This is a genomic window from Kocuria sp. LUK, from assembly GCF_021012935.1.
GTDB lineage: Bacteria > Actinomycetota > Actinomycetes > Actinomycetales > Micrococcaceae > Kocuria > Kocuria flava.
The window spans coordinates 579,615-604,455 of sequence record NZ_JAJMZI010000002.1; the positions used below are offsets into that span (position 1 = coordinate 579,615).

Consider the following 24,841-nt stretch of genomic DNA (forward strand, 5'->3'; position numbering starts at 1 on the left):
CCCCCGGCCGGTGTGCCCACCGGGGAACCAGGATAGATTGACCGCCATGGACACCGGCCGAGTCCCCGCCGTCCGCCGGGCGGTCACGACCGCCGCGACCGCCGCCCTGCTGCTCGCGGGCTGCGCGGCGGGACCGGCCCCGGGCGGCGCGCCGTCGTCGGCCCCCTGGGCGGGACCGGCGCCCGCGCTGGAGGTCGAGGCGGTGGTCGAGGACCTCGAGCTCGCCTGGGACGTGGCGCCGCTGCCGGGCGGCGGCGTGCTGGTCACCGAGCGCGGCGGGCGGCTGCTGGTCCACGACGACCGCGGCACCCGGGAGGTCGCCGCCGACCTCGGCGACCTGTTCGTCGGCAGCGAGGCCGGGCTGATGGGCCTCGCCCTCGCCCCGGACTTCGAGCGCTCCCGCGAGCTGTTCCTCTGCCACGCCGCCCAGGAGGACGGCCGGCCCCGGGACGTCCGCGTCACCCGCTGGCGGCTGGCCGGGGACGCCTCCGCCGCCGAGCGCACCGGCACGGTCGTGGACGGGATCCCGCTGAGCTCCGGGCGGCACAGCGGGTGCCGGCTGCTCGTGGCCCCCGACGGCACGCTCGTGGTCGGCACCGGCGACGCCGCGCAGGCGGGCAACCCGCAGGACCCGGACTCGCTCGGCGGCAAGACCCTGCGGGTGGCCCTCGACGGCTCCGTGCCCGCGGACAACCCCTTCGCCGACCGCGCCGGGGACGCCGCCCTCCTGCACACCCTGGGCCACCGCAACGTGCAGGGGCTCGCGGTCCAGCCGGGCACGGGCACGCTGTGGTCGGCCGAGCACGGCCCGGACGTCGACGACGAGGTCAACGTCCTCGTCCCCGGCGGCAACTACGGCTGGGACCCCGGCCCGGGCTACGACGAGTCGGTGCCGATGACCGACCGGGAGGCGTTCCCGGACGCGATCGGGGCGGCCTGGTCCTCCGGGCGGCCCACACGCGCCACGAGCGGCGCCGTGTTCCTCGAGGGCGAGCAGTGGGGGGCCTGGGACGGGGCGCTCGCGGTCGCCGAGCTGAAGAACACCGGTGTGGCCGTCCACCGGGTCGAGGGACGGGAGATCACGGGCACCGCCCGGATGGCCGAGCTCGAGGACGCGTGGGGCCGGCTGCGCTCCCTGGCCCTCGACGCCGACGGCGCCCTGTGGGTCACGACCTCGAACGGTGAGGGCGACGCGGTCCTGCGGGTCGTGCCCCGGGCCGGCTGAGCACGCCGCAGGACACGGGCCGGGGCCGCCCCGGTGCGGGGCGGCCCCGGCCCGCGGTGCCGGCGGGGCTCAGGCGGCCCGGTAGGTGAGGCAGTCGGCCTCGTCCGCGCCGGCGCCGATCCTGACGTCGTGGGCGGTGCACATCAGGTGCTCGTTGTGCGTGCACTCGGAGCGCTGGCACGCGCCGACCTCGGCGTGGAGCGTGGGCAGCCCGCCGCCCTTGCCCAGCGGGATGAAGGTGCCGCAGTGGGCGTGGCCCGACGAGCCGGCGACGGTGATGGCGTGGGCGGTGCACTCGTGGTCGTGGTTGTAGGAGCACTGGCCGACGCTGCAGTCGGAGACGGGCGCGAACTCGGTGGTGGCCATGGCGGTTCCTCCTGGTGGTGGCCCGGGGCCGGACGGGGTGCCGGCCCCTGCGTGTCTTCCAGGATGCGCCCGGTCGGCGCCGGGGAATAGCGAATTTTTCCGTGCCCGAACGCCCGCCTCCTCGGGCCTCAGGACTCGGCCTGGCCCCGGCGCCAGTAGCCCATGAAGGAGACGTGCTCCTTGGGGATCCCCGCGGCGTCCACGCACAGCCGCCGCAGCGCGCGGACCGTCCCGGACTCCCCGGCGAGGAAGACGTACGGGGCGTCCTCGCGCACGGGGGCGGCCACCGACCACGCCCGCGGCTCGGCCGGGTCCTCGGCCAGGGCCAGCGCCCGGGTGCGCTCGGGGCGGCGTCCGGCGAGGACCTCGCTCACGGACCGGCCGGGCAGCCCGAGCAGGTCGGCCAGCCGGCCGGCGGCGCGGTGCCCGTGCCCGGCGGGCCCGTCCGCCCCGCCGGCGCGGGGCAGCACGTGCAGCCGCACGTCGGGCAGCTCGGCGGGCAGTCGGTGGGCCCGGGCGTCCTCGGGGTGCGGGACCTCGAGCACCACGTCGAGGCGCGGCCGGGCCCCCTCGGCGCGCTGCCCGCCGACCTCCTCGGCGAACTCCTCCGCGACCGACATCAGCGCCGGCGCCGCCGTCTCGTCGCCCACGGCCAGCACCCGCCGGGCCCCGCCGTGGTCCCAGGCCGCCCAGGGGCGCTCCTGCGGGCCCGGGCCCAGCAGGTAGACGCGCTCCCCGCCCGTGGCGGCGGCGGCCCACCGGCTGCCCGGGCCCTCCTGGCCGTGGCCCTCGTGGACGACCACGTCGATCACCAGCTCGGGGACGACCATCCCGCAGAACGTGGTGCGCCGCACCCCGCGCACCGTGTAGGTGCGCATCCAGCCGCGCTCCTCGGCGGGCCGGGCGAACCAGCCCTCCCGCAGGCCCCGCGAGAGATCGGCGCGCTGCGGCTCCCGCCCGGGCGGGGGCACGAGCAGCTTGATGTAGGCGTCCCGGCACCGGGTCCGCTCGCCCGCGCCCAGCAGGGCCGGGGACAGGCGGGCGAGCTCCGGGCCGGCCAGGCCGATCCTGCGGAACGAGGGGCACAGCTGCTCCACGGAGGTCACCACCGCCTCGACGCACAGCACGGGCTCGGCGGCGGGGGCCTCGGGGGTCTCCAGGACGGTCACGGTCGGCTCCTCAGGCTCGGACGGACAGGACGGGGGCGGTGGCCGCGGCGGGGGAGGACCCCTCGCGGGCGCGGCCGCGGGGCAGGACGACCGGGCGCCCGCCCACGGGGTCGGCGGCGACGTCGGCCTCCAGGCCGAAGACCTCCGCCAGCAGCTCGGGGGTGAGCACCTCGGCGGGCGAGCCCACGGCCACGATGCGCCCGGCGGCCATGGCCACCAGTCGGTCGGCCACGCGGGCGGCCAGGTTCAGCTCGTGCAGGACGGCGACGACGGTCGCCCGGCCGGTCCCGCCGGGACGCCGGAGACCGCTCAGCATGTCCAGCAGGTCCACCTGGTGGGCGAGGTCGAGGTAGGAGGTCGGCTCGTCGAGCAGCATGGTGCGGGCCTGCTGGGCCAGGGTCAGCGCGATCCACACCCGCTGCCGCTGCCCGCCGGAGAGCTCCTCGACCGGCCGATGGGCCAGGGCGGTGAGCTCGGTGAGCGCCATGGCCCGGTCCACGGCCGCGTCGTCGTCGGGGGAGGGGGCGCCCCACCACCGCCGGTGGGGGTGGCGGCCGCGCTCGACGAGCTCGGCGACGGTCAGCCCCTCCGGGACCACCGGCGCCTGCGGGAGCAGGCTCACGGAGCGGGCGTACTCGCGGGCCGGCCACGAGCGCAGCTCCCGGCCGTCGGCCTCGAGGGTCCCCGCGGTGGGGCGCAGCTGGCGGGAGAGGCCCTTGAGCAGGGTGGTCTTGCCGCACCCGTTGGCGCCGATCAGCACGGTCGTGCACCCGTGGGGGACCTCGAGGTCGACCTCCCGCACCACGGCGCGGTCGCCGTAGCCGAGGCTCAGTCCCCGCGCCCGGAAGGCCGGGACCCCGGCCTGCGGGTCCTCGACGGCCCGCAGCTCCGCCCGGGCGTGCGTCCGGTCTCGTCTCATCCCACGCTCTCCTTCCGCTGCTTCACGAGCAGCCACAGCATCACGGGCGCGCCGATCGCGCCCGTGACCACACCGGCGGGCAGGTCGGTGCGGGCGAGCAGGTCCGCCCCCAGCCCGTCGGCGGCCACCACGACCACGGCGCCCACGAGCGCGCACGCGAGGATCGAGGTCCGCCCCCGGGTGAGGGCGGTCGCGATCGGGGTGGAGACCAGCGCCACGAAGGCCAGCGGCCCCGTGGCCGCGGTCGCCACGGCGGCCAGCAGCACGCCGGTGACCAGGGCGAGCCCGCGCACGGCCGCCGGGCGCGCGCCCAGCCCCGCGGCCAGCTCGGGGCCCAGCTCGGCCGGCTCCAGCGCCCGGTGGGCGGCCAGGGCCACGGGCACGAGCAGCAGCAGGCAGGTCCCCAGGACCGCGATCCGCTCCCACGTGGCCGCGTTGAGCGACCCTGCCGTCCACACCGCGGCGTCCTGGGCGGAGTTCAGGGACAGGCGCACGAGCAGCGCGGCCGTGAGGGCCTGGCACAGGGCGGCCACCCCGATGCCCGCGAGCAGGAAGCGCTCACCGACGATCCCGGCCCCGCCCCGGACCCGCACCGAGGCGGCGCCGATCAGGGCCGCGGCCAGCAGGGCCCCCGCCAGGGCGGTCCACGACACGGCGGCCCCGCGCAGCCCCCACAGGGCGGTGCCGGCCACCGCGCCCGTGGCGGCCCCGTAGGTGATGCCCAGCACGTCCGGGCTGGCCAGCGGGTTGCGCAGCACGCGGCGGAACAGCGCCCCGGAGCAGCCCAGGGCGGCCCCGGCGAGGGCGCCCAGCACGGCGCGGGGCAGCTTCTCCTGGAGCACGATGAAGCTCGCCCCCGGGATCTGCGCCCCGCCCAGGATCGCCACGAAGTCGGGGACGGTCACGGTGTAGCGGCCCAGCAGCACGCGCACGGCCAGCACGGCCAGCAGCGCGAGGACGAGCAGGGCCACGGCCCGGCGGGCGCGGCGGACCCGGGCGCGGCGCAGGCCGGCCACCCCCTGCGGGGCGGCGGGCGGTGCGGGGGCGGCCTCCAGGACGGTGCTCACAGGCTCGTGCTCCGTCCCCGGCGCAGCAGCACCAGCAGCACGGGCACCCCGAGCACCACGGTGGTCACGCCCACGTGGATCTCCTGCGGCGGGGCGACCACGCGGCCGACGACGTCGGCCAGCAGCAGCAGGACGGGGCCGAGGACCGCGCTGAAGGCGACGATCCACCGGTAGTCCCCGCCGAGCAGCCGGCGCACCGCGTGGGGGACCATGAGCCCCACGAAGGCGATGGGCCCCGCCAGGGCGGTCGCCGCCCCGGAGAGCAGCACGACCCCCGTGAACACGAGGGTGCGCTGCAGGCCCAGGCGCACGCCGAGGCCGTGGGCGAGCTCCTCGCCCAGGGCCATGGCGTTGAGCCCGGAGGAGCCGGCGAGCACCAGGAGCAGCCCGGCCGCCACGAGGGGGGCGGCGCCGGCGAGGTCGGTGGTCTCGGCCCGGGCCACCGAGCCGATGCTCCAGAAGCGGAAGCGGTCCAGGACCGCGGGCAGGGCGAGCACCGCGGACGTGGTCAGCGCGGTGAACCCGGCGCTGACCGCGGCCCCGGACAGGACGAGCCCGGCCGGGGTCGGGGCCGAGCCGCCGATCCGGGAGACCCCGAAGACGAGCACCGCCGCCACGGTCGAGCCCAGCAGCGCGGACAGCGTCAGCTGCCACGTGGCCGTGGCCCCGAGGGCGCCGATGGCCAGGACCGCTCCGGCCGCCGCGCCCGCGGTGAGCCCCAGCAGGCCCGGGTCGCCCAGCGGGTTGCGGCTGACCCCCTGCATCCCGGCCCCGGCCACGGCCAGCGCCGCCCCGGCCAGCAGAGCGGTGAGGGTGCGGGGGATCCGGCTGTGCACCACCGCGGCGTCGATGCCGGTGCCGGCGGGCACCTGCGCCCCGCCGTCGAGCAGGGCCCCCGGCAGGGCCGCGAGCACGGAGACGACCGTAGCCGGGTCCACCGCCCGGGCGCCCCAGAACAGGGAGGCCGTGCAGGAGGCCAGGAGCAGCGCCGCGGCGGCGAGCAGGGCGGCGCCCCGGTGCCGGCGGGCGGCGCGGGGGGCCTGGGGGCTCCCTGCGGGGGGCGCGGTGGCGGTCGCGGTCACGAGGGGAGCGGGCTCACTCGCCGCCGGCCGTGCGGGCGGCCTCGGCGATGTCGGGGACCACGTTCTCGAGCGCCCACGGGATGCTCAGCGGCGAGGCGGCCGAGACGGAGAGCACCTCCTGCTCGTCGGTCTGCAGCACGAGGGCGTCGTCCGCCACCGCCGGGATGCTGCTCAGCAGCGGGTCGGACTCGATGTCCTCGCGCACGTCCTCGCCGGCGGCCCAGCTGACGAAGACGTCGGAGACGAGGTCGTCGGCGTTCTCGGGGGACCAGGTCACGTAGAACTCGTCCTCCTTGCCCTCGGCCGCCCCGGTGACGGCCTCGGCCTGGACCATGCCCAGGGAGGTCAGCAGCTTCGGGCGGTTGTCGACCTCGGTGTAGGCGATGATCGGGTCGGCCGCGGAGGGGTCCAGCGTGCCGTAGACGAAGGAGGTGCCCTCGAGCTCGGGGTACTGTTCGGCGGTCTCGGCGATCTGCTGCTCGACGTCCTCGACGATCTCCCGGGCCCGCTCCTCGCGGCCCAGGGCCTGGCCGATGAGCTCGGTGGAGTCCTGCCAGGAGGTGCCGTACGCGACCGCGTCCTCGGGGTAGGCGACCACGGGGGCGATCTCGGAGAGCTTGTCGTAGTCCTCCCGGGTCAGCCCGGAGTAGGCGCCGAGGATGACGTCGGGGTCCAGGGCGGCGATGGCCTCGAAGTTGATCCCGTCCGTCTCGGAGTAGGTCTGGGGGGCCTCGGCCCCGGACTCCTCGAGCGCGGCGTCGAACCAGTCGGTGGACCCGGCCTCGTTGGCGCCGAAGTCGGTGGTCGGCACGCCGACGGGCACCACGCCGAGGGCGGTCGCGACGTCGTGGTTGACCCAGGACACCGTGGCCACCCGCTCTGGGGCCTCCTCGATCGTGGTCTCCCCGTAGACGTGCTCCACGGTGCGGGGGAACTCCCCGGTCGCGCCCTCGGCGGCGGAGCCGGAGCTCCCGGCGCTCCCGCCGCCGGCGGGGCCGGTCGAGCAGCCGGCGAGCAGGAGGGCGCCGGCGGTGAGGAGCACGGCGGGGACGGCGCGCGGCGAGCGCCGGGCGCGGAGGGGGGAAGAGGCCACGGGGCACCCTTTCGGACGGGGACGGCGGGGCCGTCGGCAACGGATCGTGCTGCGGCGGCGCACCGTCCCGGGGGCCGGGCGAAGGTTTGCCTTACCGAAGCGTCGCCCTCACCCTAGGGTGTGAGCGGGAGAATACGCAACACGGCCATGATGTAATCGTCGCCGAAATGTGATTAGGTGAGCCTCGCCTAAGTCCGGGCACCTTCCCGACCCCCCCTGCGAGGAGCTCATGCACGACTTCCTGCTCAGCCGGAGCACCCCCGGCCAGTACGCCCGCGCCCTGCACTCGACCGTCGACACGGTGGCCGTGCACCTCGCCGGCACCCGCGCCCCGCGCTCCGACGCCGGCCCCGCCGAGCTCGAGCAGCTCGTGGCGGCCGTGGACCTCGACCGCCCGCTCGGGGACCTCGAGGCGGTGCTCGAGGAGACCCGCGCGCTCTACCTCGACCACGCCGTGCACTTCCACGACCCCGGCTACATGGCCCACCTCAACTGCCCGGTCGCGATCCCCGCGGTGGCCGCCGAGGCCTTCACCGCCGCCACCAACACCGCCGTGGAGAGCTGGGACCAGAGCACGGTCGCGACCCTCGTGGAACAGCGGCTCGTGGACTGGACCGCCGACCGGATCGGCTTCCCGACCGCGGACGGGCCCGACGGGGTGTTCACCTCCGGCGGCACCCAGTCCAACCTCCAGGCCCTGTTCACCGCCCGCGAGGAGCGCCTGGCCCGCCCGCACCCGCGGGCCCGCCAGGACCGGCTGGGCCGGCTGCGGGTGCTGGCCGGGGAGCACGCGCACTTCAGCGTCGCCCGCGCCGCCCACCTGCTGGGCCTGCCCCGCGACGCCGTCGTGGCCGTGCCCGCCCGCCGGGACGGGTGCCTGGACCCCGTGGCCCTCGAGCGGGCCCTGCGCGAGGCCGCCGCCGCCGGGGACGAGGTCATGGCGGTCGTGGCGACCGCCGGCAGCACCGACCTCGGGCTGATCGACCCGCTGCCCGCGGTCGCCGACGCCTGCCGGGCCCACGGTGCGTGGCTGCACGTGGACGCCGCCTACGGCGGCGGACTGCTGGTCTCCCCGTCCCACCGGGGCCTGCTCGACGGGATCGAGCGGGCCGACTCCGTGACCGTGGACTTCCACAAGTCCTGGTTCCAGCCCGTGGCCGCCTCGGCGCTGCTGCTGCGCGAGGGCCGCCACCTGGGGCTGTCCACGTGGAGCGCGGAGTACCTCAACCCCCGCCACGCCGTGCGTCCCAACCTCGTGGACAAGTCCCTGCAGACCACCCGCCGCTTCGACGCCCTGAAGCTGTGGATGACCCTGCGCACCGTCGGCGCCGAGGCCCTCGGCCGGAGCCTGGACCTGGCCGTGGATCTCGCCCGGGAGGCCGCCGCCGCGGTCGCCGCCGCCCCGGACATGGAGCTGCTGGGCGAACCGGCGCTGTCCACCGTCCTCTTCCGCCACCGGCCCCCCGGCACCGACGAGGCCGAGGCCGACCGGCTCGTGGAGACCGTGCGCACCGCCCTGTTCGACACCGGCCGGGCCGTGGTCGCCTCGACCGTGGTCGGCGGGCGCCGCTGGCTCAAGCTCACCCTGCTCAACCCGCGCACCGACCTCGCCGACGTCGAGCACGTGCTCGGACTGGTCCGCGAGGCCGCCCGGGGGGCAGCCCGCGAGGACGCCCGCGAGCAGGCGTCCCTGAGCGCGGCGGGGACCCGCTGATGGGCGCGGCGACCGGGCGCGTCCACGACCTGCTGGGCATCGGCATCGGGCCGTTCAACCTGGGCCTGGCCTGCCTCGCCGAGCCGCTCGCGGACCTCGACGCCGTCTTCCTCGACGCCCGGGAGGGCTTCGACTGGCACCCCGGGCTGATGCTCGAGGACGCCACGATCCAGGTCCCCTTCCTCGCCGACCTCGTCAGCCTGGCCGACCCCACCTCCCCCTACTCCTTCCTCAACCACCTCAAGCAGGCCGGGCGGCTCTACCCCTTCTACATCCGCGAGGACTTCAACCCCCTGCGCGCCGAGTACAGCGCCTACTGCCGGTGGGCGAGCGAGCAGCTGGACAGCCTGCACTGGGGGCGGGAGGTCGTCGCCGTCGAGCGCGGTCCCGCCGGGGACCACTACACGGTCACGGCCCGGACCCGCACGGGCACCGAGCGATGGCGCACCCGCCGGCTCGTGCTCGGGGTGGGCACCGTCCCCTCCGTGCCCGCGTGCGTGGACCCCGGGCTCGAGCCGGTGCTGCACACCGGCGACTACCTGCACCGGCGCGAGGAGCTGCTCGCGCAGGAGTCCGTCACCGTGCTCGGCAGCGGCCAGTCCGCCGCGGAGGTCTACCGCGACCTGCTCGAGCGGGCCGGGGCGGGCGGGCCGCGGGTCGACTGGATCACCCGCTCCCCGCGCTTCTTCCCCATGGAGTACACGAAGCTGACCCTCGAGCTGACCTCCCCCGAGTACGTCGACCACTTCCACGGCCTCGACCCCGCCCGCCGCGACCGGCTCAACCGGGAGCACACGAGCCTGTACAAGGGGATCAGCGCGGAGCTCGTCGACGGGATCCACGAGCTGCTCTACCGCCGCTCGGTGCACGGCCACCCCGCCGGGCTGCTCACCACGTCCACGACCCTCACCGGCGCCGCCCGCGACGACGACGGGCTCGTCCTCGAGCTGCACGACGACGAGCTGGGCCGGTCCTGGCGCCACCGCACCGGGGCGCTCGTGCTCGGCACCGGCTACCGGGCCGAGGTGCCCGCCTTCCTCGACCCGGTCCGCGACGAGATCGCCTGGGACGCCGCCGGCCGCTACGACGTCTCCCGCGAGTACGCGATCGACCGGGACCGCCGCCGCATCTGGGTGCAGAACGCCGAGGTGCACACCCACGGGCTGACCGCCCCCGACCTCGGCATGGGCGCCTACCGCAACAGCGTCATCCTCCGGGCCGTCACCGGCCGGGAGGTCTACCCCGTCGAGTCCGCCATCGCCTTCCAGACCTTCGGCATCCCCCAGGAGACCGCATGACCACCACCGCCCCCGACACCACCGCCCGGCCGGCCCCGGCCGGAGGCGGGACCGCCGCCCCGGTCCGCCTCGCGACCCCCGGCGGGATCCTCACCCTCGCCCCGGCCGTGCCCGACGCCCCCACCGTCGAGCTCCTCCACGCCTGGCTCACCCACCCCCGCTCCGCCCACTGGGGGATGCTCGACGCCGACGCCGACCGGGTCCGCCGCGACCTCGAGGAGCTCGCCGCCGCCCCGCACGCGGGAGCCCGGCTCGCCCGCCTCGACGGCGTGCCGATCGGGCTCGTGGAGACCTACGACCCGGCCCACGTGCTCCTCGCCGGCCGCTACGCGCACCGGGAGGGCGACGCCGGGATGCACCTGCTGCTCGCCCCGGCCCGCACCCCCGTGCCGGGCACGAGCGCCGCCCTGATGGCCGGGGTCCTGCGCCTGCTCCTGGACCGGGAGGGCGCCCGCCGCGTCGTCGTCGAGCCCGACGCGCGCAACGAGGCCGTCCACCGGCTCAACGCCCGCGCGGGCTTCACCGTCCACGGGCCGCTCGAGCTGCCCGGCAAGACCGCCCTGCTCGCCACCTGCACCCGCGCGCAGTTCGAGGCCTCCGAGCTCGGGTCCGCCGCCCGGCTGCTGCCCGACCCGCCCCCGGCCGGCGAGCCCGCCCACCTGGGCCGCCACCCGATGCGCGCCGCCCACCGCCACCTGTGCTGCAAGGCGCTCGCCGAGTTCGCCCACGAGCGCCTCCTGCACCCCGCACCCCTGGGCGGGGACGCCTGGGAGGTCGCCACCGCGGACGGGCGGGTGCGCTACCGCTTCCGCGCCCGCCGCACCGCCCTCGAGCACTGGGTCGTCGACGAGGGCTCGCTGGGGCGCACGGTCGACGGCGCGGCCGCCGAGCCCGACGCCCAGGAGCTGGTCACCGAGCTCGCCCCGGCCCTCGGCATCCCGCCCGCACTGCTGGGGACCTACCTCGAGGAGATCGCGAGCACCCTCGCCTCGGCCGCCTACAAGCTCGTCCACCGCACCCGGCCCGCCCACGCCCTGGCCCGGGCCGGCTTCCAGGAGGTCGAGGCCGCCATGACCGAGGGCCACCCCGGCTTCGTGGCCAACAACGGCCGGATCGGGCTCGGGGTCACCGAGCACGACCGCTGGTCCCCCGAGGCCGCCCGGCCCGTCGAGCTCGTGTGGCTCGCCGCCCGCTGGTCCCTCAGCCGCCTGGACACGGTCGCCGGGCTCGACGAGGCGGACCTGGTCGAGGCCGAGCTCGACCCGGCGGTGCGGGCGCGCTTCCGGGCCCGGCTCGAGGGCCTCGGCCTGGACCCGGCGGACTACCGGTGGCTGCCCGTGCACCCCCACCAGTGGGAGCACCGGGTCACCGTGACCTTCGCCCCCGACCTCGCCCGCCGGGACCTCGTGCTGCTGGGCACGACCGGCGACGCGCACCTGGCCCAGCAGTCGATCCGTACGTTCTTCAACGCGACCCGCCCCGAGCGCCACTACGTCAAGACCGCCCTGGCGGTGCAGAACATGGGCTTCCTGCGCGGGCTGTCCCCGCGGTACATGCGCGACACCCCGGCGGTCAACGACTGGGTGGCCGCGACCGTGGCCGCCGACCCGGTGCTCGCCGCGAGCCGGTTCACCGTGCTGCGGGAGGTCGCCGCGGTCGGCTACACCGGCGACGCCTACCACCGGGCCGCCGCGGCCGGTCACGGCGAGGAGGGCCCGCACACCAGGATGCTCGCGGCGCTGTGGCGGGAGAGCCCCGTGCCCCGCCTCGGCCCGGGGGAGCGGCCGGCGACCCTGGCCTCCCTGCTGCACGTGGACGCCGCCGGCGGGTCGGTCGCCGCCGAGCACGTGCGCGCCTCCGGGCTGGCCCCGGCCGCGTGGGTGCGCCGCCTGCTCGACGCCTACCTCGCCCCGGTGGCCCGGTGCCTGCTCGCCCACGACCTCGTGTTCATGCCCCACGGGGAGAACGTGGTGCTCGTGCTCGAGGGCCACGTCCCGGCCCGGGTGATCATGAAGGACATCGGCGAGGAGGTCGCGGTCGTCTCGGACCGGCCGCTGCCGGCGGGGATCGAGCGGATCCGCCACGTCGTGGACGCCCCCACCGCGGCCCTGTCCGTGCACACCGACGTCTTCGACGGCGTCCTGCGCCACCTCGCCGGGATCCTCGAGGACCAGGGGCTGCTGCCGGCCCCGCAGTTCTGGGCGCAGGCCGGGGCGTGCCTGCGGGCGCTGCTGGAGCAGGACCCCGCCACGGCGCAGCGCTACCCGCTGCTGGCCCCCCGCTTCCGGCACTCCTGCCTGAACCGGCTGCAGCTGCGCAACACCCTGCAGATGGTCGACCTCACCGACCAGGCCTCCTCCCTGCAGTACGCCGGGGAGCTCGACAACCCCGTGGCCGGGCCCGCCGGGGGCGGTCCGGACGGGGCCGGCGCGTGAGGACCCGGTGGGGCCACCGGGGCCGGAAGTGGCGCCCCCGGCCCCGGTGGACCACCATGGAGCGGTGCCCGACCACCGCAGCCCGCACCCCACCGACACCCCGGCCGGCGACCAGGCCCCCGAGCTGCTGGTCGGCCTCGTGGTCTCGCCGCAGGTCGCGGCCCTGCTCCCCCAGGACCTCCCCGCCGTCCTGACCGGGCTGCTGGGACGGCGCCACCCCGGCGTCGTCTGGCGGGTCCGGGCCGTCGAGGACCGGCTGGCCGTGCCGCCGGCCGACGGTCTGGACCTGCTCGAGGCCGCCCGCGACCGGATGCTCGACGAGGACTGGGACCTCGTCGTCGCCCTCACCGACGTCCCGCTCAAGGACGGGCGCACCCCGGTGCTCACCCAGCTCAGCCCCGTGCACGGGGTGGGCCTGGTCGCCGTTCCGGCCCTGGGCGCGGTGCACGTGGGGCAGAAGGCCCGGGACGCGACCGTGCGCGTGGTCGGCGAGCTGCTCGGCCACGACCCCGACGACGAGCAGCAGGAGGAGCTCGTGCGCCGGGCCCGCCAGCGCGCCGAGGACCTCGGGGAGCACCCGGAGGACAACGCCGTGCAGTTCACCGCCCGCGTGCTGGGCGGCAACGTGCGGCTGCTGCTGGGGATGATCCGCGCCAACCGCCCCTGGACGCTGGTCGTGCGGCTGTCCCGCCTGCTCGCCGTCGCGGCCGCCACCGGCGTGCTCACCCTCGTGGCCTCGGACCTGTGGCTGCTGGCCGTCGAGTACGGGCCGTGGCGGCTCGGGCTGCTCACCGCGCTGGCGGTCGGGGCCGTGACCGGGGCGCTGGTGGTCGGGGCCCGGCTGTGGGAGCGCCCCCGCCGCCGCGCCGAGCGGGAGCAGGTGGCCCTGTTCAACCTCGCGACCGCGGCGACCGTCGCGATCGGGGTGGTCGTGTTCTACCTCGCCGTCTTCGCACTGTCCTGGCTCGGGGCGGTGCTGCTCGTGGACCGGGACGTCTTCGCCGCGGTCGTCGCCGAGCCCGTGGGCGCCGCCGAGTACGTGCGCCTGGCCTGGCTCACGGCGACCCTCGCGACGGTCGGCGGCGCCCTGGGCGCCGGGCTCGAGGACGACGACGTCGTGCGCGCCGCGGCCTACACCCGCTCCGGCGAGACCGACCCGCAGTAGACTGACGGTCCCCGGGTCCTCCCGGTCCCCTCCTCCCGGAAGGACGCCATGGCCGCCGCCCCGCAGCGCCCCGCGACGCCCCGCCGCCCGCGCCTGCGGCGCAGCAACTGCCACCGCCCCGGCATCACCCGCCGCGGCCACGGGCGCGGCTTCGCCTACGCCCGTGCCGACGGCACGAAGGTCACGGACCGGGAGGAGCTCGACCGGATCCGGGCGCTGGCGATCCCGCCGGCGTGGCGCGACGTGTGGATCAGCCCGCACCCCAACGGCCACATCCAGGCCACCGGGGTCGACGACGCCGGACGGCGCCAGTACCTCTACCACCCCCGCTGGCGGGAGCTGAAGGACCGGGAGAAGTTCGACCGGGTCCTGGACCTCGGCGACGCCCTGCCCCGGGCGCGCCCGGTCGTCACCCGGCTGCTGCGCTCGGCCGAGCCCACGGAGGAGCGGGCCTGCGCCGCGGCCTTCCGGCTCGTCGACGCCGCCGCCCTGCGCGTGGGCACCGAGGAGTACGCCCAGACCAACGGCTCCTACGGGGTGACCACCATGCTCGTCGAGCACGTGCGCACGGACGGGGACGAGGTCCACCTGGACTTCCCCGGCAAGAGCGGCCACCACTGGTCGCTGAGCCTGCGGGACGCCGACCTCGCCGCGGCGCTCGCGCCCCTGCTCGAGCGCGACCCGCAGGAGACGGCCCTGGCCTCCCTGGACGCCGAGGGGAGGTGGGTGCCCCTGACCAGCGCCCGCCTCAACGACTTCGTGCGGGAGCGGTGCGGGCCCGACTTCACGGCCAAGGACCTGCGCACCTGGCAGGGCACGGTCACCGCCGCGCTGGCCCTGGCCGCCCGGGCCGACACCCGGCCCTCGCACAGCGCCCGGAAGAAGGCGGTCGCCGCGGCCGTGCGCGAGGTCGCCGAGCACCTGGGCAACACCCCCGCGATCGCCCGGAAGTCCTACGTCGACCCCCGGGTCGTGGACCGCTTCCTCGACGGCGAGACCATCGACGCCGCCACCTACCCGGCCGCCGAGCGGGGCCTGCGGGCGTTCCTCACCTGAGCCGGGGCCCCGGTCCGCCGTCCGCTCCGGACGGCGGACCGGGGCCGGGTCAGAGCAGCCCGACGTAGGTGGCGGAGAACCCGAAGCCGACGACGTCGTCGCGGCCGTCGCCGTTGACGTCGCCCAGCAGGCGCGGGTACCGGTCCGGGGTCCACCCGGCGCCGTAGCCGAACTCCGGGGTCAGCAGCTGCGGGCCGACGAGGAAGTTGTCGTCCCCGAAGGCCCCGTAGGTGCCGGCGTGGCCGAAGCCGACCACGTCGGCGATCCCGTCGCCGTTGACGTCGGCCGTGCCCCGGGGATGGCGGTCGACGCGCCAGCCCTGGGCGGTCCCGAGGTCGGCCAGCTCCAGGCTGACGGGGAAGAACGTCGGCTCCCCGGCCTGGTGGGCGCGGGAGTAGGCCGCGTACGTCCCGGCCCGGCCGAAGCCGATGAGATCGGCCCGTCCGTCGCCGTTGGCGTCGGCGACCGCCCGCGGGTGCTGGTCGACGCGCCAGCCCTGGGCCCAGCCGAAGTCGCGGACCTCCAGCGCGGGCTGGGTGAACGTGTCGCCCAGCACCGAGAAGTAGGAGACGTAGGTCCCCGCGTCCCCGAAGCCGACGATGTCCGCCGTGCCGTTGCCGTCCACGTCGGCCAGCAGCCGCGGGTTCTTCTCCACCCGCCACCCGCGGTCCCAGCCGTAGCTGTCGATCCGCTTGCCGGTGCCGTCGAAGGTGCGGTCGGTGCGGCCGTGGGAGACGGTCACCCCCGAGTACCCGAAGCCGACGATGTCCGCCGTGCCGTTGCCGGAGAGGTCGGCCAGCGCACGCACGTGCTGGTCGGTGCGCCAGCCCTGGTTCCGGCCGAACTCCCGCAGCTTCAGCTGCGGGGCGGTGAAGCCGCCGCCGGGCTGGGCGTAGGAGACGACCACCCCGGCGTCGCCGAAGCCCACGAGGTCGTCGCGGCCGTCGCCGTCGACGTCGGCCACGTGCCGCGGGTGCCGGTCGACCCGCCACCCCTGGTTCCAGCCGAAGTCGCGGACCGCCAGGGCCGGGGCGGTGAACGTGCCGTCGGCCCGGCCCCAGCCGACCCAGACGCCGGCGTCGCCGAAGCCGACCACGTCGGCGCGGCCGTCGCCGTTGAGGTCGCCGAGCGCGCGCGGGTGCCGCTCGACGCGCCACCCGTCGCGGTAGGAGAGGAAGGGCTGCGCGGTCGCGGCCTGGGCCGGGCCGGCGACCGCGATCCCGGTCGCGGCCAGCAGCGCGGCCGAGGCGCCGGTGAGCAGCCGGGTGAGCATCGAGCGTGACATGACAGGTCCCCCCAGACCTCCGAGTGCCGATCGGGCACAGGACCGGCGCCGTGCGCGGGGCGTGCCCCGGACGTCCGGTGGGGTCAGGGGCGGCTCCGTGGTGAACGGAAGCAAATCCTGATGCTCACAGTGTAGGACCGTCCCGTCCCGCGCACCAGGGACGGGACCCAGCCGTCCCCGGACGGTCGGCTCAGCGGCGCACGCCGCGGGCGAAGTAGAGCACCGGGCCCACGAAGTTCACGGCGATGACCGCCGCCCAGGCGGCCTTGCGGCCGTTGACCTGCGCGGCCGGGCGCAGGGCCAGGTCGGTCCAGGCGGTCACGGCCAGCGAGACCTGCACCGAGGCCAGCACGAGCAGCGCCGTCCGCTGGGCGTCGGTGAGCTCGTCCCACCGCTTCGTCCGGCAGCTGCGGTCGGGGGTGCGCGTCATGGTCGTCTCCTCGGGCTCGGGCGGGGCCGCGGTCCTGGAGCGGCCCCGGGATCCCATGGTGGAATGGGCGCCCGCACCGGTCAACGGCGCGCGTCGCGCCGGGCAGGAGAGAGCCGTGGACGTGTTTCCCCGAGGACGTGCGGCGGCCGTGCCGCGCTCCGTGCCGCGCGCGGCGCGGGACCGGTGGGCCGGGCTCCTGCCGACGACGGTGCCACCGCCCGCCGACCGCGCCCGCCTGGCCGCCCTGCCCGAGCCGGCGCGGCGGTGGCTGGAGCACGCCGTGCCGCCGGGCACGCCCGCGTGGACGACCGCGGAGGTGGTGATGACCGGGCGGATCCGGCTGGGCGGGCGCTGGCGGCGCTTCCGGGCCCGGCAGCTGCTCGCCCCGGGGCGCGGCTTCGTCTGGGCCGCCCGCACCCGCGTGCTGGGGCTGCCGGTCACCGGCTTCGACGCCTGGGGCCCCGAGGGCGGGGAGCTGCGCTGGCGTGTCCTCGGGCTCGTGCCCGTCGTCACGGGCCGCGGGACGGACGTCGACCGCAGCGCGGCGGGACGCCTGGCCGGGGAGTCGGTCACGGTGCCCACCGCCTGCCTGGGCGCGGTGTGGTCGGCGGGCCCGGACCCGGACACCGCGGTGCTGTCCTGGGACCTCGGCGGGCAGCGGGAGGACTGCACGCTCCGGGTCGACCCCGGGGGCCGGCTCACGGAGCTGCGGATGCAGCGCTGGGGCGACCCGGACGGCACCGGCTTCGCCCGCCGGGCCTTCGGGGCGGACTTCACCGGGGAGGTCGTCGCCGGCGGCGTGCGGCTGCCCGAGCGGCTGTGGGCGGGCTGGGACCGGGGCACCGCCCGGCAGGCCGGGGGCGAGTTCTTCCGGGCGCGGATCGAGGGCGTGATCCTGCGCTGACCCGTTCCCCGGCCCCGGGGGGCGGGACGCTCAGGACCGTCCGGGGGCGTCCTGGTGCTCGGCGGTCAGCTCCCCGGCGATCTGCCCGGCCCAGGACGCGACGGCGTCCCAGTCGCGGTGGTCGCCGAAGCGCACGCCCAGCACCCGGGCGACCCGGCCCACCGCGCCCGGGAACTGCTCGGGGCGGGCCAGCCCGGAGAACAGCCGGTGGCCGCGGGGGCGGACGAGGTCGCGCAGGGCCGCCGCCATCCGCCGGTCCTGGGCCCTGTGCGCCGCCCCGCGCACGGGCCGGGGCAGCGCCGCGGACATGCCCGCGCTGAACAGCCACACCGGGCGGGCCCGCAGGGCGTCCCGGTGGCGCTGCACGAACGCGGTGGCCTCCGGCAGCCACGCCTGGTTGTGGATCGCGCTCCCGAGCACGGCCGCGTCGTAGCCGCCGGGGTCCGGGTCCGCTGCGATCGGCACGACGTCGACCGTGCAGCCCCGGGACTCCAGGACCTCGCCGATCCGGCGGGCGATCCCCGTGGTCGAGCCGTGGGCGCTGGCGCACGCGACGAGAACGCGCATTCCTGCCACCTCCTCCGGTGTGCTCCCAGGGTAGGGCCCCCGGCCCCGGAGGCGCGCTCCCGGCGGCTCCGTGACGCCGGGTCCCCGCGGTTCAGGCCCAGGGCGGGGGCGGTGCCCCCGGGTCGGACCGGGCCGGGGGCGGCGGACCCTGCTCCGGCGGGGGCGGGGAGGGCGCCCGGCCCGGCTCGGGCGGCTCGGCGGCCGGGCGGGTGGCCGGCCCGGGCGGCGCCGGCTCCACCGGGCCCTGGTCGAGCCGGAAGGGCGGGTACTCGTCGCGCAGCAGCAGCACGTAGGCCGCGACCCGGTAGACCCAGCGGTTGATCCCCACCACGAGGGCGAAGAGCTCCTCCCGGTAGTGGCCGGTGAACAGCAGCGCCACGGCCGCGACCAGCACGAGCAGGCCCAGCAGGGACGGGCTCCAGGAGCCCGTGGTGGTCACGACGTCCCCCTCCGCGTCCCGGGCCGTGGTCGTCCCGCCCGTCCCGCCGGTGAGCACGGCCAGGACCAGCAGGTGCGGGATCGCGAGCAACCACCACTTCACGAGCACCAGCCCGCGGGAGAGCCGTTCGGGGCGGGCCACCGCCAGGTCCGCCGGGTAGGGGGCGGAGGCGAGGGTGAACGGCGGATACCGGTCGGTGCCCAGCGCCGAGTAGGCGTAGAAGCCCACCCGCCAGCTCCAGCGCAGCACGCCGACCGCGAAGGCGAACCACGGCCGGGGGTAGCGGCCGGTGAACAGGACCGTGAGCCCCGCCGCGACCGTGGTGACGACCAGCGCCGGCCACAGCACGGCCAGCACGAGGACGTGGGGAACCACCAGCAGCCACTTCACCAGCCACAGCCACCGCGACAGTCCCCGGTCCAGGTGGCCGGTGAGCGCGACCGGGTACGGCGCCCGGTCGGGCGCCTCGGCCCGGGCCGCCCCGGGGCCGGTCCCGGGCGGGGGAGCTGCCGGGGCGGAGGGGCCGCCGCGGCCGCGCGGCCGGGCCCGGGTCAGCTCCGGGTCGGCGTCGCGGCCCAGGCCCGCGGCCCCGAGCAGCAGCAGGGGCAGGCCGAGCACGAGCGCGACCGCCCCGCCCACCAGCGGCCCGGTGGACAGCGGGCCGAGCAGGTCGGAGCGGGCCCCGGCCTGCAGGTCCACCCACACGGGGGCCGAGGCGTCGGCGTTCATCACGACCAGGCTCCACCGGCCCGGGCGCAGCTCGAAGGCGACCTCCCGGGTCCCGGTGCCCTGGTCGGAGACCGCCCAGAACGGCTGCTCGCCGGGGCGCTCCGGGGTGCGCTCGCCGACGGGGGCCTCCTGCTGGTCGTCGTCGCGGGTGTCCTCGCCGAGCTCGGCGCGGGGCACGCCCTCGAGGTAGCGCTCGACGTCGGCGGTGGGGGCCACGCCCACGAACAGCTCCTGTGCCGGGTCCACCGCGCCGGCGCGCACCTGCACGGCGGCGAGCTGGTCGTCCGGGTCGAGGAACGGCAGCTCGGGCAGCGGCGCGCCGCCGGTGTCCAGCTGCGCGGGCGGGCTCGTGAGGGCGCGCCCGACGGTCTGGTGGCGCTCGGTGCCGCCGGTCAGCCACCGGCCGTCGTCCTGGGCCGCCGCGGCCCCGGCCAGCACGAGCCCCAGCACCAGGGAGCCCGCGCCGAGGACGGTCAGGACGGTGCCGAGCACCAGCAGCACCCACTGGCCCGGCCGGGCCCGCGGCGGCGGCCGGTGCGGGGCGGTCGGTGCGGGGACGGGACGGTCGGTCATGGGATCCCCCGGTGGGCTCGGGCCCGGCCGCGGCCGGGCGTCGGGTGCGGCGCCGGCGCGGGACCGGTGCCGCGGGGCGTCAGACCCGCAGGACGGCGGCGCCCGTCAGCCGGTCCGCGGCGAGGTCGGCGAGCGCGCGGTCGGCGTGCTCGAGGCGGTAGGGGACGGTCGTGGGCCGCAGCCGCAGCCGCGCGGCCAGGCGCAGGAACTCCTCGCCGTCCCGGCGGGTGTTCGCCGTGACGCTGCGCAACCGGCGCTCCTGGAAGAGCTCGGCGGCGTAGTCGAGCGCAGGGATCGTGCTGAGGTGGATGCCGGCCACGGCGAGGGTCCCGCCGCGGTCGAGCGCCCGCAGCGCCGGCGGCACGAGCTCCCCGGCCGGGGCGAAGAGCACGGCGGCGTCGAGCAGCCGCGGCGGCGGGTCGGCGGCACCGCCCACGGAGGCGGCGCCCAGCTCGCGGGCCAGCTCGCGCGCCCGCTCGGAGCGGGTCAGCACGTGCACCTCGGCGCCCTGGTGGACCGCGACCTGCGCGGCCAGGTGCGCCGAGGCCCCGAACCCGTAGATCCCCAGCCGGCCGCCGGGCGGCAGCTCCGCCAGCTTCAGCGCCCGCCAGCCGATGATGCCCGCGCACAGCAGCGGCGCGGCCGCGACGTCGTCGAACACCTCGGGCAGCCGGTAGGCGAAGGCCTCGGGGACGACCGTGCGCTCCGCGTAGCCGCCGTCGGCGTCCCACCCGGTGAAGCGCGGGGCGGTGCACAGGTTCTCCCGGCCGCGGCGGCAGAAGCGGCAGCGCCCGCAGGTGTGCCGCAGCCACGCGGCGCCCACGCGCTCGCCCCGGCGGAAGCGGGTGCAGCCGGGGCCCAGGCCCACGACCTCACCGACGATCTCGTGGCCGGGGACCACCCCGGGGCGGTGCAGCGGCAGGTCCCCCTCGGCCAGGTGCAGGTCGGTGCGGCAGACCCCGCACGCGCGCACCCGCAGGAGCAGCTCGCCGGGCCCGGGGACGGGGTCCGGGCAGCGGCCGAAGCGCAGCGGCCCGCCCTCGACGGGCCCGGGCTCCTCGATCCACCAAGCACGCATGGCCGCCCGTCCGTCCCCCGTGGTCGGGGCGCGGCCGCGGCCGCGGCCCCTCGTCTGCCTCCGAGTGTAGGAACGCCCCCGGGCCCCCGGAAGAGCGCCCGCAATGTTAATCCCCGCCCCGCCGGCCGGGGTGTTCCCAACGGCGGGCCGGGCGGGGACCATGGGGGCACGGCCGGGCGGCCCGCGCGCGGCACGAGGGAAGGTGCGGACCGTGGCAGAGCGCGTCGACCGGTGGCCCCCGGGGGCCCCGTGCTGGGCAGACCTCATGGTCTCGGACCTGGACCGGTCCCAGGACTTCTACGCCGCCGTGCTGGGGTGGCGGTTCACGCCCTCCGACCCCGCCTTCGGGGGCTACTGCAACGCGCTCGTGGCCGGGGAGCCCGTGGCGGGGCTCTCCCCGGGGCTGCCGGGGGCGGAGGACGACCCGCACGCCTGGGCGGTCTACCTCGCCTCCGACGACCTCGCGGCCACCGGGCGGGCGGCCGTCGCCGCCGGGGCCCGCCCGGTGCTCGAGCCGGTGCAGGTCGGGGACTTCGGGTCGATGGGCGTGTGGGCGGACCCGACCGGGGCCGCGTTCGGGGTCTGGCAGCCGGGGCGGCACACCGGGTTCAGCGTGGTCGGCGGGCACGGGACGGTGGCCTGGTGCGAGCTGATGACCCGCGACCAGCGGGCCGCCGAGCGGTTCTACGCCGCGGTCTTCGGCTACGCCTACCAGGAGCTGGGCACCCGGCACGAGGCGTACGCGGCCTTCACGGTCCCCGGCTCCGAGCGCGGCGGCGGGATCGGGGTGCCCGCCCCGGACGTGGACCCCCTGCGGGAGGCGCCCCCGATGTGGTGGGTGTGCTTCGAGGTCGACGACGCCGAGACCGCCGCCGAGGCCGTCGTCGCCGCGGGCGGGTCGCTGCTGGGCGAGCCGGAGGAGTTCGGCTACGGCGAGTTGGTCCTCGTCGCCGGCCCCGACGGGGAGCGCTTCGCCATGACGGGACCCCGCTCCGAGGACTGGGACGACCACTCCTGGAGCCGGGGGCTGCGCCGCTGACGCGCCGCCCCGGGCGGCGGGGGTCAGCGGCGCACGGGAGCGGGCGGCGCGGGGCCCGGACGCGTGCGGACCGGGGCGCCGCCGGCACGGCGGCGCCCCGGTCCGGGCGGATCAGCGGTGGGGGCTCAGAACATGCCCACCACGGCGCCGACGAACCACAGCAGGACGAACAGCGCCACGAGACCCACGATCACGCCGATCCAGACCTTGCCCTTGGCGGAGTCGCCCGGGCGGTCGACGTCGAGATCGGGGTTGTCCGGGCCGACGCCCACCCCGGCGTCCGGCGGGGTGTCGCCCGCGTAGCTGCGCCCGTCCTGCTCGTCGAGGGCCTTGCGGGCCTTCTCGGGGTCGTGGCGGGCGTCCTCGGGATTGATCTCGGCCATGGTTGTCCTCGCTCTCTGCGGGCGTTCGCACGCCGGGTCGGTGTCCGGCCACAGTAGCAAGCCTGCTGGTGATTACCCAGGGCCCGGCCGGTCCGGCGCCCGGCCGCGCGGCGGCGGTTCAGCGCAGCGCCGCGGCGGCGGTCAGGCCCGCGGCGGCGGCGGCGAGGGTGAGTGCGGCCGTGCCCGCGGCGTTGAGCGCGGCCCGGCGCACCCGGCCCTGCCGGGCGAGGCGGACCGTGTCGGTCATGGCCGTGGAGAACGTCGTGTACCCGCCGCAGAACCCGGCCACCGCCGCCGTGGCCGCCGTGCCGCCGAGGGCGCCGGCCAGTGCGGCGCCCGCGAGCAGGCCCGCCAGCAGGGAGCCGGTGACGTTGACCACGACCGTGCCCACGGGGAACGTCCCGCCCCACCGCTGCCGCACGGCACCGTCGACCGTGAACCGGGCCACCGCCCCCAGCCCGCCCAGCAGGCACACCAGCAGCGCCGTCACGGCCGCCCCCGTCCCGCGAGCAGCACCCCGGCCAGGCAGGCCGCGAACCCGCCCGTCACGGACAGGACGAGATAGCCCAGCGCCTGGCCGGGGGCGCCGCCGGCCAGCAGCCGCTCGGTCTCCAGGGCGAGGGCGGAGAAGGTCGTGAACCCGCCCAGGGCGCCCGTGCCCAGGCCCAGCCGCAGCAGCTCCCGGCGGGGCGTCTCCGCGCCGCGGCGGGCGAGGGCCTCCAGCAGCAGCCCGAGGAGGAAGGCGCCCAGCAGGTTCGCCGCGAGGGTCGCCACCGGCCACCCGGCGGCCGGCGGCAGCGCCAGCGCCAGCCCGTGGCGGGCGCCCGTGCCGGCGGCCCCGCCCGCGCCCACGGCGAGGATCAGCAGCGGTCTCCGGTGCGGCGGTCGGGGCACGGGTCCTCCTGGCGGGTGCGGGCCGCGGCGGCCGGGTGCGCACGGCGGGCGGGACGATCCTACCGGCGGGTCCGTATCATCGGTCGGATGCACACCATCCGCTGGCCCCGGGTCCTGCTCGCCGTCAAGGCCGCCCTGGCCGTGTCCCTGTCCTGGGTCGTGGCCCAGCGCATGCCGGGCGTCATCGACCAGTACCCCTACTACGCCCCGCTCGGGGCCATCTGCGCCATGTACCCGACCGTCATGGGCTCGGTGCGCACGGGGCTGCAGACCCTCGCCGGGCTGGCCCTCGGGATCCTGCTCGCCGCCGGGGTGCTGCTCGTGGGCGACCCCAACCTGCTGACCATCGGCGTGGCCGTGGGCCTGGGCGTGCTCCTGTCCGGGATCCGCCGCCTCGGCGCGGGCGCCGACTACGTCCCCGCGGGGGCGGTGTTCGTGCTCATCATCGGCGGCCAGGACGCGGAGAACTACTCGATGGGCTACCTCGTCCAGATGGCGGTCGGCGTGGGCATCGGGCTGCTCGTCAACGTGACGGTCCTGCCGCCGCTGGACTTCCGCAGCGCCCGGCTGCAGCTGAACCGGCTGCAGGGCGCCGTCGTCGACTACCTCGAGGACGTGGCCGGGGAGCTCGAGAGCCCCGGGGCGAGCGGCGGGCGCGACTGGGAGCAGCGCAACCACGACCTCGTGCGGCTCACCGGCGAGGTGCGCGAGGCCGTCGACGAGTCCGCGCTCACCGCCCGGGGCAACCCCCGGGCGGTGCTGCGCCGCCGGCGCCGCGGGCTCGACCCCGGCTACCGGCCGCTGAACGTCCTCGACCGCCTGGTCTTCCACGTGCGCGGGTTCACGGACGTGCTGCGGGCCCTGCACGATCCCGACCGGCGCGACTGGCGGATCTCCGAGGAGGTCGCGGACCGGCTGGCCGAGGCCGTGCGCGCCGCCGCGTCGTGCGTGCGGGCGTGGTCGGACGGCGAGGACCCCGGGGAGGGCGCGGCGTCCGTGCGCTCCCGGCTCGACCGGCTCTTCGACGGACCCGTCGACCCGACCGACCAGGAGGGGAGGCTCGTGCTGGCCGCGGCGCAGGACCTGCGGCGGCTCGTGGACGTCCTCGCCCCGCCCACCGCCCCCGAGGCCGGCAGCACCCGGGCCGGGGCCCGCTGACGGGCCCGCCCCGGCTCAGGTCTCGAAGTGCGTCGCGGCCGGCCCCCGGCCCACCGTGGCCACGAGGTCGGCGGCGAGGTCGCTCAGCTTGACGTTGCGGTGGCTCGAGGCGGCCTTGAGGATCTCCACCGCCCGCTCCTGGGAGCAGCGGTTTTGGCCCATCACGATGCCCACGGCGAGGTCGATCGGGGTGCGCGAGCGCATCGCCGCCCGCAGGTCCTCCCGCTCCTCCCGGTGCCGGGCCAGCCGCACCGCGAGCCGCAGGCCCTTCGAGGCCAGCAGCACCTCGCGCTGCACCGTCCGCACGGTGTCGTCGTCGAAGGCCCCCGGGCGCTCCGCGTAGACGTTGAAGCCCGCCTGCGCCTCGTCCCCCAGCTCGAACGGGACCCCGAGCACGGCGCGCACGCCGACCTTCCCGGCGGCCTCGGCATAGGCCGGCCACCGGCCGTCGGTGCGCAGGTCCGGCACGTGCACCGTGCGCCGCTCCCGCACCGCGGTGAGGCAGGGGCCCTCCCCGAAGCCGTACTGCACCTCGTCCAGCAGTGCGGCCTCCGGACTGGAGGAGGCCACGGTGGTGCCGCGCCGGTGGCGGATCAGCGTCACCGCGCAGTGGCTCTGCCCGCCGCCCGAGAAGGCGGCGGCCATCGTGCGGGTGAACTCCTCGAGGAAGCCCGCGATGTCCTCGCTCTCCAGCAGCAGGTCCTGGAGCCGTTCCGCGGGCGCGGGGCCCGCCGCGTGCTCGGTCATGTCCCGTCCGATCCTCGGTCGTTCCC

Annotated in this window: 24 protein-coding genes; 9 read left to right on the forward strand and 15 right to left on the reverse strand. The window is 77.3% G+C overall.

Going from position 1 to position 24,841, the window contains the following annotated elements; genetic code table 11:
* Window positions 1-46: 46 nt before the first annotated feature.
* Window positions 47-1,225 carry a sorbosone dehydrogenase family protein gene (locus LQU92_RS05415; protein WP_230778466.1) on the forward strand — a complete coding sequence of 393 codons (1,179 nt, stop codon included), beginning with the start codon at window positions 47-49 and terminating at the stop codon, window positions 1,223-1,225.
* 69 nt (window positions 1,226-1,294) lie between these two features.
* Here the strand turns inward: LQU92_RS05415 and LQU92_RS05420 are convergent, their stop codons facing one another.
* From LQU92_RS05420 to LQU92_RS05445, 6 genes are all read right to left on the reverse strand, one after another.
* Window positions 1,295-1,591 (reverse strand): DUF1540 domain-containing protein, encoded by a 297-nt coding sequence (locus tag LQU92_RS05420; RefSeq protein ID WP_230778469.1) that lies wholly within the window; start codon window positions 1,589-1,591, stop codon window positions 1,295-1,297.
* A 128-nt stretch (window positions 1,592-1,719) separates the two neighbouring features.
* Window positions 1,720-2,760, reverse strand: coding sequence for a siderophore-interacting protein (locus LQU92_RS05425; RefSeq protein WP_230778472.1), 1,041 nt, complete (start codon window positions 2,758-2,760; stop codon window positions 1,720-1,722).
* Between the two features lie 10 nt (window positions 2,761-2,770).
* Window positions 2,771-3,679, reverse strand: a complete 909-nt coding sequence (locus LQU92_RS05430) for an ABC transporter ATP-binding protein (protein ID WP_230778477.1) — start codon at window positions 3,677-3,679, stop codon at window positions 2,771-2,773.
* Window positions 3,676-4,746, reverse strand: coding sequence for an iron chelate uptake ABC transporter family permease subunit (locus LQU92_RS05435; protein ID WP_230778480.1), 1,071 nt, complete (start codon window positions 4,744-4,746; stop codon window positions 3,676-3,678). Before LQU92_RS05435 ends, LQU92_RS05430 begins: the two co-directional genes overlap by 4 nt.
* Window positions 4,743-5,828, reverse strand: a complete 1,086-nt coding sequence (locus LQU92_RS05440; protein ID WP_230778483.1) for an iron ABC transporter permease — start codon at window positions 5,826-5,828, stop codon at window positions 4,743-4,745. The genes LQU92_RS05435 and LQU92_RS05440 overlap by 4 nt, the downstream gene beginning before the upstream one ends.
* A 13-nt stretch (window positions 5,829-5,841) precedes the next feature.
* Window positions 5,842-6,921 (reverse strand): iron-siderophore ABC transporter substrate-binding protein, encoded by a 1,080-nt coding sequence (locus LQU92_RS05445; RefSeq protein WP_230778486.1) that lies wholly within the window; start codon window positions 6,919-6,921, stop codon window positions 5,842-5,844.
* Between the two features lie 229 nt (window positions 6,922-7,150).
* On the opposite strand from LQU92_RS05445, the gene LQU92_RS05450 reads away from it, so the two are divergent.
* The 5 genes from LQU92_RS05450 (at window position 7,151) to LQU92_RS05470 (ending at window position 14,589) form a co-directional block, all read left to right on the forward strand.
* Window positions 7,151-8,635: a pyridoxal-dependent decarboxylase gene (locus tag LQU92_RS05450; protein WP_230778489.1), complete on the forward strand. Its 1,485-nt coding sequence runs from the start codon at window positions 7,151-7,153 to the stop codon at window positions 8,633-8,635.
* On the forward strand, window positions 8,635-9,933 hold the full coding sequence (locus LQU92_RS05455; protein WP_230778492.1) for a lysine N(6)-hydroxylase/L-ornithine N(5)-oxygenase family protein: 1,299 nt from the start codon (window positions 8,635-8,637) through the stop codon (window positions 9,931-9,933). The genes LQU92_RS05450 and LQU92_RS05455 overlap by 1 nt, the downstream gene beginning before the upstream one ends.
* Complete coding sequence (locus LQU92_RS05460; RefSeq protein ID WP_230778495.1) at window positions 9,930-12,368, forward strand: GNAT family N-acetyltransferase; 2,439 nt, start codon at window positions 9,930-9,932, stop codon at window positions 12,366-12,368. Before LQU92_RS05455 ends, LQU92_RS05460 begins: the two co-directional genes overlap by 4 nt.
* A 64-nt stretch (window positions 12,369-12,432) precedes the next feature.
* On the forward strand, window positions 12,433-13,533 hold the full coding sequence (locus LQU92_RS05465) for a hypothetical protein (RefSeq protein ID WP_230778500.1): 1,101 nt from the start codon (window positions 12,433-12,435) through the stop codon (window positions 13,531-13,533).
* 48 nt (window positions 13,534-13,581) lie between these two features.
* Complete coding sequence (locus LQU92_RS05470) at window positions 13,582-14,589, forward strand: DNA topoisomerase IB (protein WP_230778502.1); 1,008 nt, start codon at window positions 13,582-13,584, stop codon at window positions 14,587-14,589.
* 49 nt (window positions 14,590-14,638) lie between these two features.
* Here LQU92_RS05470 and LQU92_RS05475 read toward each other — a convergent pair whose 3' ends face one another.
* Together LQU92_RS05475 and LQU92_RS05480 are read right to left on the reverse strand one after the other, a co-directional pair.
* Window positions 14,639-15,874: a VCBS repeat-containing protein gene (locus LQU92_RS05475; RefSeq protein ID WP_101850985.1), complete on the reverse strand. Its 1,236-nt coding sequence runs from the start codon at window positions 15,872-15,874 to the stop codon at window positions 14,639-14,641.
* Window positions 15,875-16,064: 190 nt separating this feature from the next.
* Window positions 16,065-16,304: a PLDc N-terminal domain-containing protein gene (locus LQU92_RS05480; RefSeq protein WP_058857875.1), complete on the reverse strand. Its 240-nt coding sequence runs from the start codon at window positions 16,302-16,304 to the stop codon at window positions 16,065-16,067.
* A gap of 115 nt (window positions 16,305-16,419) precedes the next feature.
* Here LQU92_RS05480 and LQU92_RS05485 point away from each other — a divergent pair, with 115 nt between their 5' ends.
* Window positions 16,420-17,208 (forward strand): DUF6544 family protein, encoded by a 789-nt coding sequence (locus LQU92_RS05485; RefSeq protein WP_230778505.1) that lies wholly within the window; start codon window positions 16,420-16,422, stop codon window positions 17,206-17,208.
* A 30-nt stretch (window positions 17,209-17,238) separates the two neighbouring features.
* Here LQU92_RS05485 and LQU92_RS05490 read toward each other — a convergent pair whose 3' ends face one another.
* The 3 genes from LQU92_RS05490 to LQU92_RS05500 form a co-directional block, all read right to left on the reverse strand.
* A complete protein-coding gene (locus LQU92_RS05490; protein ID WP_101850983.1) occupies window positions 17,239-17,775 on the reverse strand; it encodes a flavodoxin domain-containing protein in 537 nt (178 codons plus the stop codon).
* 91 nt (window positions 17,776-17,866) lie between these two features.
* Entirely contained in the window at window positions 17,867-19,516 is a 1,650-nt protein-coding gene (locus LQU92_RS05495) for a DUF4389 domain-containing protein (protein ID WP_230778507.1), read from the reverse strand.
* Between the two features lie 79 nt (window positions 19,517-19,595).
* Window positions 19,596-20,594 (reverse strand): zinc-binding alcohol dehydrogenase family protein, encoded by a 999-nt coding sequence (locus LQU92_RS05500; RefSeq protein WP_230778510.1) that lies wholly within the window; start codon window positions 20,592-20,594, stop codon window positions 19,596-19,598.
* 211 nt (window positions 20,595-20,805) lie between these two features.
* On the opposite strand from LQU92_RS05500, the gene LQU92_RS05505 reads away from it, so the two are divergent.
* The gene (locus tag LQU92_RS05505; RefSeq protein ID WP_230778515.1) at window positions 20,806-21,633 is read left to right on the forward strand and encodes a VOC family protein; all 828 of its coding nucleotides are present in this window, start codon (window positions 20,806-20,808) and stop codon (window positions 21,631-21,633) included.
* A 125-nt stretch (window positions 21,634-21,758) separates the two neighbouring features.
* Here LQU92_RS05505 and LQU92_RS05510 read toward each other — a convergent pair whose 3' ends face one another.
* The 3 genes from LQU92_RS05510 to LQU92_RS05520 all read right to left on the reverse strand — a co-directional run bounded on the left by LQU92_RS05510 (window position 21,759) and on the right by LQU92_RS05520 (window position 22,910).
* Window positions 21,759-22,016, reverse strand: coding sequence for a hypothetical protein (locus tag LQU92_RS05510; protein ID WP_101850980.1), 258 nt, complete (start codon window positions 22,014-22,016; stop codon window positions 21,759-21,761).
* Between the two features lie 118 nt (window positions 22,017-22,134).
* Window positions 22,135-22,506 carry a CrcB family protein gene (locus tag LQU92_RS05515; RefSeq protein WP_101850979.1) on the reverse strand — a complete coding sequence of 124 codons (372 nt, stop codon included), beginning with the start codon at window positions 22,504-22,506 and terminating at the stop codon, window positions 22,135-22,137.
* Window positions 22,503-22,910 carry a CrcB family protein gene (locus tag LQU92_RS05520; RefSeq protein ID WP_101850978.1) on the reverse strand — a complete coding sequence of 136 codons (408 nt, stop codon included), beginning with the start codon at window positions 22,908-22,910 and terminating at the stop codon, window positions 22,503-22,505. The genes LQU92_RS05515 and LQU92_RS05520 overlap by 4 nt, the downstream gene beginning before the upstream one ends.
* Before the next feature lie 87 nt (window positions 22,911-22,997).
* On the opposite strand from LQU92_RS05520, the gene LQU92_RS05525 reads away from it, so the two are divergent.
* Window positions 22,998-24,068 (forward strand): FUSC family protein, encoded by a 1,071-nt coding sequence (locus LQU92_RS05525; RefSeq protein WP_230778523.1) that lies wholly within the window; start codon window positions 22,998-23,000, stop codon window positions 24,066-24,068.
* A gap of 15 nt (window positions 24,069-24,083) precedes the next feature.
* Here LQU92_RS05525 and LQU92_RS05530 read toward each other — a convergent pair whose 3' ends face one another.
* On the reverse strand, window positions 24,084-24,815 hold the full coding sequence (locus LQU92_RS05530; RefSeq protein ID WP_230778525.1) for a GAF and ANTAR domain-containing protein: 732 nt from the start codon (window positions 24,813-24,815) through the stop codon (window positions 24,084-24,086).
* Between the last annotated feature and the right edge of the window lie 26 nt (window positions 24,816-24,841).

Coding starts and splice junctions, on each gene's coding strand:
- LQU92_RS05415 (WP_230778466.1), top strand. CDS start 47: ATGGACACCGGCCGAGTCCCCGCCGTCCGCCGGGCGGTCACGACCGCC.
- LQU92_RS05450 (WP_230778489.1), top strand. CDS start 7,151: ATGCACGACTTCCTGCTCAGCCGGAGCACCCCCGGCCAGTACGCCCGC.
- LQU92_RS05480 (WP_058857875.1), bottom strand. CDS start 16,304: ATGACGCGCACCCCCGACCGCAGCTGCCGGACGAAGCGGTGGGACGAG.
- LQU92_RS05475 (WP_101850985.1), bottom strand. CDS start 15,874: ATGTCACGCTCGATGCTCACCCGGCTGCTCACCGGCGCCTCGGCCGCG.
- LQU92_RS05430 (WP_230778477.1), bottom strand. CDS start 3,679: ATGAGACGAGACCGGACGCACGCCCGGGCGGAGCTGCGGGCCGTCGAG.
- LQU92_RS05490 (WP_101850983.1), bottom strand. CDS start 17,775: ATGCGCGTTCTCGTCGCGTGCGCCAGCGCCCACGGCTCGACCACGGGG.
- LQU92_RS05500 (WP_230778510.1), bottom strand. CDS start 20,594: ATGCGTGCTTGGTGGATCGAGGAGCCCGGGCCCGTCGAGGGCGGGCCG.
- LQU92_RS05530 (WP_230778525.1), bottom strand. CDS start 24,815: ATGACCGAGCACGCGGCGGGCCCCGCGCCCGCGGAACGGCTCCAGGAC.
- LQU92_RS05470 (WP_230778502.1), top strand. CDS start 13,582: ATGGCCGCCGCCCCGCAGCGCCCCGCGACGCCCCGCCGCCCGCGCCTG.
- LQU92_RS05420 (WP_230778469.1), bottom strand. CDS start 1,591: ATGGCCACCACCGAGTTCGCGCCCGTCTCCGACTGCAGCGTCGGCCAG.
- LQU92_RS05460 (WP_230778495.1), top strand. CDS start 9,930: ATGACCACCACCGCCCCCGACACCACCGCCCGGCCGGCCCCGGCCGGA.
- LQU92_RS05495 (WP_230778507.1), bottom strand. CDS start 19,516: ATGACCGACCGTCCCGTCCCCGCACCGACCGCCCCGCACCGGCCGCCG.
- LQU92_RS05455 (WP_230778492.1), top strand. CDS start 8,635: ATGGGCGCGGCGACCGGGCGCGTCCACGACCTGCTGGGCATCGGCATC.
- LQU92_RS05525 (WP_230778523.1), top strand. CDS start 22,998: ATGCACACCATCCGCTGGCCCCGGGTCCTGCTCGCCGTCAAGGCCGCC.
- LQU92_RS05510 (WP_101850980.1), bottom strand. CDS start 22,016: ATGGCCGAGATCAATCCCGAGGACGCCCGCCACGACCCCGAGAAGGCC.